This window comes from Achromobacter sp. EG18 (genome assembly GCF_059759395.1).
The window spans coordinates 2,277,235-2,290,806 of sequence record NZ_CM186213.1 but is presented as its reverse complement, the minus strand read 5'-3'; the positions used below and the strand labels follow the sequence as shown (position 1 = coordinate 2,290,806).

Annotated in this window: 11 protein-coding genes and 2 riboswitches; of the genes, 5 read left to right on the top strand and 6 right to left on the bottom strand. The window is 70.4% G+C overall.

Features of this window, described 5'->3' with window-relative positions:
- Positions 1-4 precede the first annotated feature (4 nt).
- Positions 5-451 carry an SRPBCC family protein gene (locus tag AC6CR5_RS10415; protein ID WP_020928567.1) on the bottom strand — a complete coding sequence of 149 codons (447 nt, stop codon included), beginning with the start codon at positions 449-451 and terminating at the stop codon, positions 5-7.
- Between the two features lie 97 nt (positions 452-548).
- Positions 549-2,264 (bottom strand): NAD(P)H dependent flavin oxidoreductase family protein, encoded by a 1,716-nt coding sequence (locus tag AC6CR5_RS10410; protein WP_498085599.1) that lies wholly within the window; start codon positions 2,262-2,264, stop codon positions 549-551.
- Positions 2,265-2,345: 81 nt separating this feature from the next.
- On the opposite strand from AC6CR5_RS10410, the gene pdxR reads away from it, so the two are divergent.
- From pdxR to AC6CR5_RS10395, 3 genes are all read left to right on the top strand, one after another.
- Positions 2,346-3,848 (top strand): MocR-like pyridoxine biosynthesis transcription factor PdxR, encoded by a 1,503-nt coding sequence (gene pdxR / locus AC6CR5_RS10405; protein ID WP_498085598.1) that lies wholly within the window; start codon positions 2,346-2,348, stop codon positions 3,846-3,848.
- Between the two features lie 57 nt (positions 3,849-3,905).
- The gene (locus AC6CR5_RS10400) at positions 3,906-4,694 is read left to right on the top strand and encodes a PhzF family phenazine biosynthesis protein (RefSeq protein ID WP_024069624.1); all 789 of its coding nucleotides are present in this window, start codon (positions 3,906-3,908) and stop codon (positions 4,692-4,694) included.
- Between the two features lie 144 nt (positions 4,695-4,838).
- Complete coding sequence (locus tag AC6CR5_RS10395; protein ID WP_054445506.1) at positions 4,839-5,582, top strand: sulfite exporter TauE/SafE family protein; 744 nt, start codon at positions 4,839-4,841, stop codon at positions 5,580-5,582.
- A 51-nt stretch (positions 5,583-5,633) separates the two neighbouring features.
- Here the strand turns inward: AC6CR5_RS10395 and AC6CR5_RS10390 are convergent, their stop codons facing one another.
- Positions 5,634-6,863 (bottom strand): D-amino acid dehydrogenase, encoded by a 1,230-nt coding sequence (locus tag AC6CR5_RS10390; RefSeq protein WP_498085597.1) that lies wholly within the window; start codon positions 6,861-6,863, stop codon positions 5,634-5,636.
- Positions 6,864-6,907: 44 nt separating this feature from the next.
- Positions 6,908-6,994, bottom strand: a riboswitch (glycine riboswitch).
- A gap of 1 nt (position 6,995) precedes the next feature.
- Positions 6,996-7,087, bottom strand: a riboswitch (glycine riboswitch).
- Between the two features lie 137 nt (positions 7,088-7,224).
- On the opposite strand from AC6CR5_RS10390, the gene blaELC reads away from it, so the two are divergent.
- Positions 7,225-8,517 (top strand): ELC family class C beta-lactamase, encoded by a 1,293-nt coding sequence (blaELC, locus tag AC6CR5_RS10385; RefSeq protein WP_498085596.1) that lies wholly within the window; start codon positions 7,225-7,227, stop codon positions 8,515-8,517.
- Between the two features lie 27 nt (positions 8,518-8,544).
- Here the strand turns inward: blaELC and AC6CR5_RS10380 are convergent, their stop codons facing one another.
- The 3 genes from AC6CR5_RS10380 to AC6CR5_RS10370 form a co-directional block, all read right to left on the bottom strand.
- A complete protein-coding gene (locus AC6CR5_RS10380; protein WP_437257495.1) occupies positions 8,545-9,558 on the bottom strand; it encodes a 3-hydroxybutyryl-CoA dehydrogenase in 1,014 nt (337 codons plus the stop codon).
- Positions 9,559-9,560: 2 nt separating this feature from the next.
- A complete protein-coding gene (locus AC6CR5_RS10375; protein ID WP_437257496.1) occupies positions 9,561-10,658 on the bottom strand; it encodes an NAD/NADP octopine/nopaline dehydrogenase family protein in 1,098 nt (365 codons plus the stop codon).
- A gap of 190 nt (positions 10,659-10,848) precedes the next feature.
- Positions 10,849-11,841, bottom strand: a complete 993-nt coding sequence (locus AC6CR5_RS10370) for an AraC-like ligand-binding domain-containing protein (protein ID WP_200221576.1) — start codon at positions 11,839-11,841, stop codon at positions 10,849-10,851.
- A gap of 162 nt (positions 11,842-12,003) precedes the next feature.
- On the opposite strand from AC6CR5_RS10370, the gene AC6CR5_RS10365 reads away from it, so the two are divergent.
- Entirely contained in the window at positions 12,004-13,407 is a 1,404-nt protein-coding gene (locus AC6CR5_RS10365; RefSeq protein WP_498085595.1) for a spinster family MFS transporter, read from the top strand.
- Positions 13,408-13,572 lie beyond the last annotated feature (165 nt).

Genomic DNA, 13,572 nt, shown 5'->3' with positions numbered 1-13,572 from the left:
GGCCTCAGTCGGGGATCTGCGGCTCGACCAGCCGCATCAGCTGGGCCAGCGATTCCTGCCAGCCCAGGTAGCACATCTCCGTCGGGATCACCGCGGGGATGTTCTCCTGCACCACGGTCATCTCCGTGCCGCAGGACACCTTGCGCAAGGTGATCGTGGTCTGCATGCGGCCCGGCAGGTTCGGGTCGTCGAACTCGTCGGTGTAGCGGATCTTCTCGCCCGGCACCAGTTCCAGGTATTCGCCGCCGAAGCCGTGGGCGTGGCCGGTGCCGAAATTGCGGAACGCCATGCGGTGCCTGCCGCCGACCTTGGCATCAAGCTCGAAGACCTCGCAGGTGAAGCCATACGGGGGCAGCCAGCGCACGACCGCGTCCGGCTCGAGGAAGGCGCGGTAAACGGTGTCGGGTGATGCGCGCAGGACGCGATGCAGGGTAACAGTGCCAGTCGTCATGATGAATCCGCCTTTGAAGGAAGTGGTGCGTATCGGGACGACGTATGAGCTTGGGGCGGATCGACAGGCCGGGCATTGGGACAAACCCTGAGTCCGGTCAAGCTGCCGCGTCCGCCATCTCCCGCAACAGCACGTCCTCGTAGAACGCGCCGATCGGCAGCGTCCGGTCGCGCACCTGGATCTCCAGCACCCAGATGCCGTCGGCCGGCACGAATTCGGCCTGCGCCAGCCGGTGCCGGCCGTACAGCGCGTGCGGAAAATCCGCCACCCGGTGGCCCGGCACCTCGCGCACCAGCTCGCAGCCATAGTCGCGCGCGTAGGCCTCGGCGCGGTCGTACAGGGCCGCGCCGGTCAGACCGCGCAGCCAGTCCTCGCGGGTGCGCCGGAACACCTGGCGCGCGGCTTCGGCGCAGCGCCGGCGGTCGGCATCCGCGCCCAGCACGAAGGTATCGCCATAGTCGCCCTCGTAGCCGTCCCAGACCGGGCCGATGTCCACCACGAACACGTCATCGTCGCGCAGCCGGCGCTGGAAGTCGGTGGGCTGCACCGCCGGCGACTGCGAGTCGGGGCCGAAGCGCACGTAGGTCGGGTGCCAGTTGTGCGACGCGCCCATGCGTCGCAGGTGGGCATCGGCCGCCGTGACCGCCTCGCGCGTGGTCATGCCGGGCCGCAGCAGCGCGGCAATCTCGCGCACCGCCTCGCGCGAGCGGCGGCGGGCGTCGAGGATGCCGTCCAGGCTGAAGCGCTGGCCGACCTGTTCCCACGGGTGGGTCGGGGCCGGCGCGACGCGCGTGGCGGGCCGATCCCGCGCTGGCACGAAGGCCTCGGACACGAAGCGGTCCGGCGGCAGGCCGGCCGCGCACAATCGATCCCGCGCCGCGCGCACCATGGCCGGGTTGCCGCAGGCGTAGGCCACCGTGCGCGGCCAGTCGTGGTCCGCGGCCAGGGCGGCGTCCTGCACGTGCCAGGCGGGCGCGGCGGATGCCCGCGACAGCACCGCCTGCCATTGGAACCCGCTGTGCTTGCCCTGCAGCGCGTTGAGCAGCGGGCCCGCGTAGCAGTCGTCCTCGTCGCGGCCGCCCCAATAGAGGGTGACGCGCCTGATGCGCGGATCCTGCAATGCCGCCATCATGATCGCGTGGACGCCGGCATAGCCGGTGCCGGTGGCCAGCAGCACCAGCTCCTGGACCGCCTCGGCCCAGCCCTGCGCCGGCCAGACGCAGGCGCCGTGCGGGCCCGCCAGGGTGAGCGTGTCGCCGGGCATCAGGCGCGGCAGCACCCGTTCGGTGAAACCGCCGCCGGGCATGCGCCGGATGTGGAATTCGAGCCGGGCGGGGCCGGCCGCGGCCGGCACGCTGGCGATGGAGAACGGGCGCTCGCCGCCATCTTCCATCAGGAAGCGCACATGCTGCCCGGCCTGCCAGGTGAAGGCACCGGCGGCGTCGTGGGGCGCCACGATCAGCTGGGTTACGTCGGCGGTCAGCGGTACCCGCGACAGCACCGTCACCGGGTAGTGGCGCGCCGGTTGCGCCGGCGCCTGCCAGTGCGCAAAGCGCAGCGCCAGGTCACCGGTCGCCCGGCACTGGCACATCAGCAATTCGTCGGCGGCGGTGACATAGGTGCGCTCGGTGGGCGGCGCGATGCGGGCGTAGGCGCCGCCGGCCACCTGGGCCCGGCACGACCCGCACTCGCCGCGCTGACAGGAAAACGGCACGGCCACGCCCTGGGCCAGCGCGGCTTCCAGGATCGAGGTGCTGCCATCGCTGGTGAAGCGGCCGTGCTCGAGGGTGATGGCGTGGGCGGGCGTGGACATGGCGCGATTCCGGTGGCGTGCCCCGGGGGGCGATGGGGGCAATGTAGCGATAGAATGGCTCGATGAAATAGGGCCATTTTCATGAACCAGACCAAGCCACTTTCGCGCGATACCCGCCAGGAGGCCAGCCTGGACCTGCCGGTCGATCCGCCGCGCCCGGACGAATCCAAGCAGTCCTGGGTGTACCGGCAGATCCGCGAGCGCATCCTGCGCGGCGTCCTGCCCTCGGGCGGGCGGCTGCCGTCCACCCGCAGCCTGGCGGCGCGCTGGCATGTTGCCCGTTCCACCGTCGAGGCCGCCTACGACCAGTTGCGCGGCGAAGGCTATACCGCCGGCGCGGTCGGGTCCGGCACCTATGTGGCGGCGGTCATCCCGGACAATTTCTTTCGCCACGGACTGCCGGGCGATACGGCCACGGCGCCCGCTGCCGCCACGCACGCCGCGCCGCGCTCGGCCCCGCGGGATGCCGACCGTTCGGTTCCTCCCTTGCGGCACGAACCGCCTTTCACCGCGCGCGGCGCCGACGCCTCGCTGTTCCCCATGGCGGCCTGGCGCCAGGGCCTGCTGGCCAGCGCCCGGCGGGTGACGGCGGCGCAACTGGCGCGCGAGGATCCGCAGGGCTGGTATCCCCTGCGCGAACAGATCGCGCGCTATCTCGGCGCGGCGCGCGGCATTGCCTGCGATGCCGACCAGGTGGTGGTGCTGACCGGCATCCGCGACGGCCTCGATCTCAGCGGGCGCCTTCTGCTCACGCCGCGCGACAAGGTGCTGGTGGAAGACCCCGGCTACCTCAATGCCATGCCGCTGTTCAGCCAGTACACGCAGCGCGTGGTGCCGGTGGCCATCGACCAGCACGGCTTCTCGGTGGCCGGCGCCCGCCGCCATCGCGGCGTCAGGCTGGTGCATGTGACGCCGGCGCACCAGTCGCCCACCGGCGTCACCATGCCGGTGTCGCGCCGCCTGGAGCTGCTGGACTGGGCCGAGCAGGCCGGTTGCTGGATCCTGGACGACGACTACGACAGCGAATTCAACTACGACGGCGCGCCGCTGGCGGCCCTGAAAAGCCTGGACCGCGCCGACCGCGTGATCCACTGCGGCAGCTTCAACAAGACCCTGTTCAACGCCCTGCGCATCGGCTACGCGGTGCTGCCCCGGCCGCTGGTGGCGGACTTCGCCCGCGCCCGCTACCTGACGGGCCGCTCCGGCAGCATCGTCGAGCAGATGACGCTGGCGGCGTTCCTGGAGAACGGCGGTTTCGCGCGCCACGTGCGGCGGGCGCGGCCGGTCTATGCGCAGCGGCGCGATCGGGTGCTGCGCATGTTGCGCCAGGCGGTGGGCGCGGCGCCGCTGCAAGTCAGCGGCGAACATGCGGGCTTTCACCTGGTGTGGTGGCCGCCGCCCGGCATCGACGTGGCGGCATTGCTGGCGCGGGCGCGCACGCTGGGCGTGGGGCTGCAGCCGGTCGCGGATTTCTGTCGGCGCGTGTCCTGGCCGGCGGGCGTGGTGATCGGCTACAGCGCGCGCCAGGAGGCGGAACTGGACAGCCTGGAGGCGCTGCTGCGGGAAGTCGCGGGCGTTTCGTAGCAAAATGCGGCATGGCGGCGCCGCGTCCCGCCTTCACCGTTTTTTCCAGGATTCCTCATGCCGCAACTCGATCTCTACCAGGTGGACGCTTTTTCCGCCGCGCCCTTTGGCGGCAACCCCGCCGCGGTGGTGCCGCTGGAGGCATGGCTGCCGGACGCCACGCTGCAACGCATTGCCGAAGAGAACAACCTGTCCGAGACCGCCTACGTGGTGCGCCGCGGCGACATCCACGAGCTGCGCTGGTTCACGCCCGCGGTCGAGGTCGACCTGTGCGGCCATGCGACCCTGGCGACCGCCTGGGTGCTGTTCGAGCAATTGGGCGCCAGCGAAGAGGTGCTGCGCTTTGCCACCCGCAGCGGCGAACTGCGGGTGCGGCGCGCCGGCGACGGGCTGGCGATGGACTTTCCCGCCAGGCGCCCGGTGGCCGAAGCCATCCCCGACGGCCTGCTGCGGGCGCTCGGCCTGCCGGCGGCGCGCGCGCTGTACCGCACCGACGACTACCTGGTGGTGATCGACGACGAAAGCCTGATCGACGGCCTCGCGCCCGACTTCGCCGCGCTGGCGGCATTCGACGTGCGCGGCGTGGCGGTGACGGCGCCGTCCACCCGCTACGACTTCGTGTCGCGCTGGTTCGGGCCGCGCGTCGGCGTCAACGAAGACCCGGTCACGGGGTCGGCGCACACCTCGCTGGCGCCTTATTGGGGCGAGCGGCTGGGCAAGACCCGGCTCACCGCCGAGCAGGGCGGGGCGCGCAAGGGCCAGCTGCGCTGCGAGCTGCGCGACAACGGCCGCGTCATCATCAGCGGCCAGGCCGCGTTGTACCTGCGCGGCACGATCTTCCTGTGAACCGCGCCGCCATCACCGAAAACCTATTGCCTCATCAACACTTCAAATAAGGCCGCCGCGACACGCGCCTAGAATCTGCCGTCACGAGAGCCGGACGGATCGATCCTTCCGACGCCGGACACGACAACAAGGAGACGCAGGGCAATGGATGCGGTGTGGATAGTCGCCGTCGGGGCGGCCGTGGCGGGATTCGTGCAGGGCCTGTCGGGCTTTGCCTTCGGCATGGTGGCCATGTCGTTCTGGGCCTGGGTGCTGGATCCGCGGCTGGCGGCGGCGCTGGCCGTGTTCGGCGCGCTCACCGGCCAGCTGCTGGCGGTATTCTCGGTGCGGCGCGGCTTCAACTGGCCGTTGCTGTGGCCCTTCCTGCTCGGTGGCCTGGCCGGTATTCCGCTGGGCGTCCTGATCCTGCCGCACCTGGACATGGACTGGTTCAAGGCCGTGCTGGGCGCGCTGCTGGCGCTGTGGTGTCCGGTCATGCTGATGGCGCAGCGCTTGCCGCGCATCGGCGGCAATCGCTGGGGGGACGGCGCGGTCGGACTGGTGGGCGGCGTGATGGGCGGCATCGGCGGCTTCGCCGGCAGCGTGCCGACCCTCTGGTGCACGCTGCGCGGTTTCGGCAAGGACACGCAGCGCGCCGTGATCCAGAATTTCAACCTGTCGATGCTGGCCGTGACCATGGCCACCTACCTGGCCACGGGCATCGTCACGCGCGACATGGCGCCCATGTTCGCCGTGGTGGCGCCGGCCATGCTGATCCCCACGCTGCTGGGCACGCGCCTGTACATCGGCATATCGGAAGTCACGTTCCGCCGCCTGGTGCTGGGGTTGCTGACCTGCTCGGGACTGACATTGCTGGCCTCCTCGGTGCCGCGGCTGCTGGGGTATTGAGGGCCGGTCCGCGTCCGGCCCGCTCCCGGCCTGTGCTCTGCCGCAATGGCTTTACGACAGTCCGACCCCCTCCCGCACACTCGCCGCCAGCATCTGCGCCGTGGCCGCCGACAGCGTCCAGCCCAGGTGCCCATGGCCGGTGTTGTAGAACACGCCGGGCCGCTTGCCGGGGCCGACGCGCGGCATCATGTCGGGCATCATCGGCCGCAACCCGCACCAGGGCACCACGCGCGCCGTGCGCACGCCGGGAAAGTGGCGGCGGGTCCAGTCCACCAGCGGCTGGATGCGTTCGGCGCGGATGTCCAGGTTGAAGCCGTTGAACTCGGCCGTGCCGGCCACGCGGAAACGGTCGCCCAGGCGGCTGGTGACGATCTTGGCGGCCTCGTCCAGCAGGCTCACGCTGGGCGCGGCGGCCTGGCTGGCGGCGTCGTCCAGGTGCACGCTGATCGAATAGCCCTTGACCGGATAGATGTTCAGCCTGTCGCCCAATTGCCGCGCGAACTGGCGGCTGGCGGCGCCGGCGCAGACCACGATGGCGTCGGTCTCGTGCTGTTCGTGCCGCGTGCCGTCCTCGCGCGCCAGGTCCAGCACGTAGGGCAGGCCGTCGCGGCTGATGGCGCGGATGTCGGCATCCTGTTCGAAGCGCACGCCGCGGCGCGCGCAGGCCCGCGCCAGGCCGCTGGTGAACTTGTGGATGTCGCCGGTGGCGTCGGACGGCGTATAGAAGCCGCCGTGGCAGGGCGTTTGCAGCGTCGGCTCGATGCCGCGGATTTCCTCCGGCGTGACGGCGTGCCGCTCCAGCCCGCCTTCGCGCAGCAGCGCGTTGGCGCGGCGCGCGGTCTCGAAGCTGGCGGCATCGTGGTAGATGTGCAGGATGCCGCGGCGCTCCAGGTCGAAATCGATGCCTTCCTCCTCGGCCATGGCGTACAGGTGCTGGCGCGCCTCGATCGCCATGCGCGTGGTGGCGATGGTGTTCTGGCGATAGTTGCGGATCTGCCCCATGAACTGGGCCAGCCATGAATACTTGTGCCAGCTCGGACGCGGATTGAGCAGCAGCGGCGCGTCGTGGCGGCCGAGGCAGCGCAGGCCTTTCAGGATGGTGGCGGCGCTGTTCCAGACTTCGGCATTGCTGGCGGACAACTGGCCGCCGTTGGCGTAGGACGTCTCCATGGCGGGATAGCGCTGACGGTCGTAGACGGTGACGTCGTAGCCCAGTTTGCTCAAGGCGTAGGCGGACGTGACGCCGGTGATACCGGCGCCGATGATGGCGATGCGGGGCATGATGGCTCCAGATGGCGTGGCCACGATCCGATGATCGCGGCACCCCATCTGTCTCTGTACCTGAGAGCTTCACCCGGGCGCGAGGGCGCGGGTTCCCCTTCGGTGGGCGCCAGGCGCCTCTCTCCAGATTGTCTAGACCGCGCAGTCCTGTTGCCTGAGAGTTTCCGGGGCGGTTGCTCCGTCGGCGCCCGTCACGGGGGACGGGACTCTTCTGCGGGGTTTTGAATCGACGCAGTGAGAATAGCCAAAATCTGCCGCGAGCGGGACTCAGGGTTAATACCAGGAAGGAGGCGGATAGGCTCTACACTGGGCGCCAACCCGCGCGGCACGCGCCGGTCAGAAAACGAAAGGACGATCCCGCATGCGCGCTCCGGCAATGTTCCGTATTTCCCTGCTATCCGCGACGTTGGCGCTGGCCCTGGCCGGCACCGCCTCGGCCAGCCCGGCCGTTGCGCAAGCGCCCGCCGCCAAGGCAGCCACGGCATCGGCCTCCGCATCCACGCCCGCATCTTCGCCGACATCCACGCCGGCATCCCCCGCCCAGGCGTCCGCGACACCGGCATCCACGCCCGCCAAGGCCGATCGCGCCACCGCCGCCGTCGACGCCGCGGTGGCCGAGGTCATGCGCCAATACGGCATCGACGGCATGGCCATCGGCGTCAGCCACAATGGCGAGCAGCGCTTCTTCAACTATGGCGACGCCTCGCGCCAGCCGCGCCGCGCCGTTTCCAGCGACACCCTGTTCGAACTGGGTTCGATCAGCAAGACCTTCACCGTCACGCTGGCCGCCTACGCGCAGGCCACGGGCCGCCTGTCGCTGGCCGACAGTCCGGCCAAGTGGGTGCCCGAGCTGCAAGGCAGCGAATTCGCCAAGCTGACGCTGGTGAACCTGGCCACGCACACCGCCGGCGGCTTTCCCTTGCAGGTGCCGGACGCGGTCCAGAACACGGCGCAACTGATGGACTACCTCAAGGCCTGGACCCCGCAGTATGCGCCCGGCACGAAGCGCACCTATGCCAACCCCAGCATCGGCATGCTGGGCGTGGTGGCGGCACGCGCGCTGGGCGAGTCCTACGTGGCGGCGATGGAGCAGCAGTTGTTTCCCAAGCTGGGCCTGCGCGACACCTGGCTGGAGGTGCCGCCGCGCAAGATGCCCGACTACGCCCAGGGCTACGACAAGCAGGACGCGCCGGTGCGCGTGAACCCGGGCGTGCTGGCCGACGAGGCCTACGGCGTGAAGTCCAGCGCCCGCGACATGCTGCGTTTCATCGAGATCAATCTGGGCGCCGTGCCAGTTGACGCCACGCTGCAGCGTGCCATCGCCGAGACCCACACCGGCTATTACCAGTTGGGCGCGATGACGCAGGACCTGATCTGGGAACAGTATCGCTACCCGGTGGCGGTGGACGACCTGGTGCGCGGCAACTCCGCCCAGGTCGCGTTCGAGACCCTGCCGGTCAAGGCCCTGCAACCGCCGCTGGCGCCGCGGCAGTCGGTGTGGGTCAACAAGACCGGCGCCACCAATGGCTTTGGCGCCTACGTGGCATTCGTGCCGTCGCGCAAGCTCGGCATCGTGATCCTGGCCAACCGCAACTATCCCAACCAGGCGCGGGTGCGGTTGGCGTTGCGGGTGCTCGAGGCGCTGGCGCCGTGAATGCCGCCGGCCGGCGCGCAGCGGCCTTCAGGATCGGGCCGCAGGGCGCGCCTGGCCGGCCGCCCTGGCGCCGTCGAACCTCGGCAGCAGCCCCATGATCTCCAGCCGCGCGCACAACTCGCCCAGCCGCCGCAGCTTGTACGCTTCGACGTCCATGCCGCCATAGTCGTAGAAGCCTTGCCCTTCGCGCAGGCCGTTGCGCCCCTGTTCCATGTTGCGTTCGATGATGGCCGGGGCCGCGAAGCGCGTATCTAGCGCGCCGGACAGGTAGCGCGAGGCGTAGTAGAGGATGTCGCCGCCGCCCCAGTCGATGAACTCCAGCAGGCCCAGCACCGAGAAGCGCAGGCCGAAGCCCAGCCGCACGGCGGTGTCGATGTCCTCGGCGCTGGCCACGCCTTCCTCGACCATGCGGGCCGCCTCGTTCATGGCCAGCGCCTGGATGCGCGGCACGATGTAGCCGGCGGCGGGCGCGCACCGCACCGGCGTCTTGCCGGCCAGGCGCAGCACCGCCAGCAGGTCCTGCAACGCCACGTCGCTGGTCCGCGGGCCGGGGCTCACCTCCACCAGCGGGATCAGGTAGGCGGGATTGAGCCAGTGCGCGTTCAGGAAGCGGCCGGGCGCGCGCACCATGTCGGCCAGTTCGGTGACCAGGAAGGTCGAGGTGGTGGAGGCGATGACGCTGTCCGGCGCGCAGGCCTCGCCGAGCCAGTCGAAGGTGTCGCGCTTGATGTCCAGTTGCTCGGGCACCGCCTCGAACACCACGCGGGCGCGGGCCAGGTCGGCCAGGGCGTCCTCGCGCGCCACCAGGCGCACGCGGCCCAGCGCGGTGTCGGCCTGGGCCTCGTCCAGCAGGCCCAACCGCACGAGCGTGCCCAGTTCGCGCCGCAGGCCGCCCAGCACGCGGGCGAAGGTTTCGGCGCGTTCGCCGCGCGCGCGCGGCTTGATGTCGATCAGCGTAACGTCCAGTCCGGCATGGATGTATGACAGCGCGATGCCCATGCCCATGCGGCCGGCGCCGACCACGCACAAGGTCTGTTCCATGGTCAGCATCCTTGCGCGAGCAGCGCGGCCATGTCGGCGCGCGACAGGGCGTCCAGCCCCAGCGCCTCCAGCGTGCGGCCTTCGGCGTACAGGTCGCGGCCCGTCACGGCCGAGGCCACGCTCAACAGGCCCTGCGCCACCGGCGTGGGCACGCCGGCCCAGCGGCCGGTCGACACCAGGAACGATAGGCCCAGGCGCGTGTCTTCCAGCATGTAGCGGTGCGTGCCCAGGTCGATGGTTTCGCGCCAGTCGCCGCTGTCGGTCAGCTTGCCGTGGGCGCCGCGGCCATACATCCATTCGTCGCCCTCGCTGGCATAGTGGTCGGCCAGCGGGAAATGCGGCGCGGCGTAGCCTAGCGCGGCGCGGATGGCGATGCGTTCGGCGTCCAGCGCGTCGGTCACGCGGCGGATCGACGGCTGCGTGCCCTCGTTGTGGATGTCCCAGCGTTCGAAGTGTTCGAGCGGACCGGCGTTCATCAGGATCAGCGGCGGGTGGATCACCGGGCCGGCGTTCATCAGCGCCCCGGACAGGGCGTCCTCGATCGGTTCGATGCTCGGATAGGCCTGCGCCAGCGTTGCCAGCGCGGAGTCGGCCAGGCGACTCGGGAATACGCCGGTGGGCAGGCGCGTGGCGTAGGCGCTGATGACGACGCGGTCGCCGTGCTTGCGCGCCAGATAGGGCAGGGTGCCGGTCTCGGCAAAGGCGACCTCGGCCGGGTTGCCGGCCTGGCGTAGGGCGCGGGCAAACAGATAGCTGCCGAAGGTGCCGGGCGGCAGGAACACCACCTGGCCGTCGCGCAGGTGCGGCGCCAGCTCGGGCGCCAGCGCCGCATGCGAGGTGGACGGCAGCGGAATCACCAGCAGTTGCGCGCCCGCGGTGGCGGCGGCCAGGTCGGCCGTCAGCTCGATCTGGCCGGGCGCCTCGCCCAGGGCGATGCGGCGGGTGCCGCGATAGTCGGTGACTTCCAGGGCGCCGGCGCGGCGCAGGCTGTCGAACGCCGCCGCGTCGCGGCGCCACAGGCGCACCCGATGTGCTTTTTCCGCCAGGTCGGCGGCCGCCGCGTAGCAGCCGTGGCCGCCTCCAATAACGCCGATGCGCATGATCGAGCTCCTTCGTGAGAGCTTCGATCCTAGCGATGGCCGGCTCGGAGGACTGCGCCGCAGGCGCAAGCGGAATACGGAATCGGCAAGGGAATGCGCGGCGGGGCGCGGCCCGCTGCGTCGGCAGGCGCGACCCGCCACCGCAATGGGCCTGGCGCCCCGCGCTTGAACAGACCTCGCGCGCCGCCCTTCAACAGGCGCGGGCGCGGCCCTGCCGGAGCGTGTCGGACGGCAGGCAGCCGTAGCGCTTGCGGTAGTGCGTGGCGAAATGGCCGAAGCTGGTCACGCCGCAGCGCAGCAGGATGTCGGTGACGCTGTCGCCGTCGCCGGCGTTGCCCAGCGCCGCGTGCGCCAGCGCCAGGCGGCGGTTGCGCAGGTAGTCGCTGGGGCTCTGCTGCAGGAACTGGGTGAAGCCGTTCTGCAAGGTGCGGATCGAGACGCCGCAATGCGCGGCCAGGTCGGGCAGGGCGATGGGCGCGTCGATGTGGTCCTCGATGTAGTCGCGCGCGCGCCGCACGTGCAGCGGCAGCGGCTGGCGCCGATCGGCGCGCAGCGCCTCGGAATAGTTGTGCGGCAGCTGCATCAGCAGCAGCGAGACCAGGTAATCGGAAAAGCCCGCCGCCAATATCTGCGTCACGCCTTCGATGGCGGGGTGCTGGTACAGCCTGCACAGGTAGTCCAGCGTTTCCTGCACCGCCGCCAGGCCGGCCGAACCGGGCGCCGCCTCCAGATCGAACACCAGCGCCTGGCGCAGCGGACGGTCCAGCAACTGTTGCAGCTGGCGTTCCAGCGCCTGCCGCTCGACCCGCAGGATCAGGCTGCGGCAATCCGGGCCGATGCGCAGCACGCTGCGCTCGGAGGGCGACGAAATGGTCAGGCCGCCTTCGCGCAGGGCCGCGCTGCGCTTGCCCAGCGTGACCTGTCCGGCGCCTTGCAGCGTGACGCGCACCAGGTAGTAGCGGGCGATGTCGCCGGCGTCGATCTCGACCTCGGCGCCATAGTGCAGGTCGAACAGCGCGGCGCTGCCGAAGAACACGCCATACAGGCGCGATTGCAGAGGATCGCCGCGCGCCACGCACATGCGGTGCGACCACAGGTGCTGGCTGACCTGGTCGGTGATTTCGGAAAGATTGCCCGAATCCAGCAGGCAATGGCGTTGCAGCGGGTAGGTATCGTGGAACATGCTTTCCTGCGCCCCGGGAATAGCCGTTGCGCACCCGGTATAGAGCCGGCCGGCGCAAAGGCCTACAACAGATGCAGCCATCGGAATGGCGAACCAGACAGCGGGACGCCGCCACCGCCTCGATGCGGCCGGCGCGATCCCATTGCGATACAAGGGAAGAACATGACGGGCGATACCGGAACCGACGCGGCGCAGAAACGCTATGCCTATGAATGGTATGTCGTCCTGATCTGCATGCTAGCGTACATATTTTCGTTCGTCGACAGGCAGATCCTGGCCCTGATGATCGAACCCATCAAGCGCGACCTGCAGCTCTCGGACACCCAGTTCAGCCTGCTGCACGGGCTGGCCTTCTCGCTGTTCTACGCCTTCATGGGCATTCCCATCGCGCTGCTGGCCGACCGCTATTCGCGGCCCCGCATCATCGCCATCGGCGTGGCCTTCTGGAGCCTGGCGACCGCCGCCTGCGGCCTGTCTAAGAACTTCGGCCAGATGTTCCTGGCGCGCATCGGCGTGGGAGTGGGCGAGGCGGCGCTGTCGCCGGCCACGTATTCGATGCTCAGCGACATGTTCCCGCGCCACAAGCTCGGGCGCGCCGTGGGCATCTATTCGATCGGCTCGTTCATCGGCGGCGGCCTGGCGTTCCTGATCGGCGGCTATGTCATCGACCTGCTCAAGAGCGTGGATAGCGTGCGCCTGCCCGGCGTGGGCGAACTGCGGTCGTGGCAGGTGACGTTCTTCATCGTCGGCCTGCCCGGCGTGCTGGTGGCGCTGCTGATCCTGCTGACCGTGCGCGATCCGCAGCGCAAGGGCCTGCGCCACGACGCCGACGGGCGGGTGCAGAAGCCCACCGCGGGCGCATTGTTCCGCTTCCTGGGCCGCCATCGCGGCACCTTCTGCTGCCATTACCTGGGGTTTTCGTTCTACGCCATGATCCTGTTCTGCCTGCTGGGCTGGACGCCGGCCTTCTACATGCGCAAGTTCGGCCTGTCGCCGGTGGAGGCGGGCTACATGCTGGGCACGGTGGTGCTGGTGGCCAACACCGCGGGCGTGTTCTGCGGCGGCTGGCTGATGGACTGGCTGGCGCGGCGCGGCTACAGCGACGCGCCCCTGCGCGCCGGCGTCATCGGCGCGATCGGCATGGCGCTGCCGGCCGTGGCCTTCACCCAGGCGAACGGGTTGTGGCTGTCGGTGGGCCTGCTGCTGCCGGCGATGTTCTTCGCCTCGTTCCCCATGCCGACGTCCACGGCGGCCATGCAGATCCTGCCGCCGAACCAGCTGCGTGCCCAGGTGTCGGCGCTGTTCCTGCTGATCTCCAACCTGGTCGGGTTGGGGCTGGGCACCACGGCGGTGGCGCTGCTGACCGACCGCCTGTTTCGCGACCCGGCGGCGGTGGGGCATTCCATGTCGCTGCTGATCGGCGTGGCCACGCTGCTGTGCATCGGCCTGCTGGCGGCAGGCTGCGGCAAGTACCGAGGCAGCCTGGCGCGGGAAGAAGGCGAGCGCGCCGCGCCCGCCGCGCAGGTTGCGGCGCTGGCGCGCGCGCCCGCCGGCCAAACGCCGTGACGCGCGCGATGCCGCAAGCCCGGTGACGCGGCATACGGCTGCCGCGCCCGCGCCGGGGGCGCGACGGTCAGGCCGGGCCAACCCGGACCGGCATCCGCCTTTGTCCTGGCGCAAGCCTTCGGGCCCCGTCCAGCCCCCGCGATTCGCCACTGCGGCGATAATCGC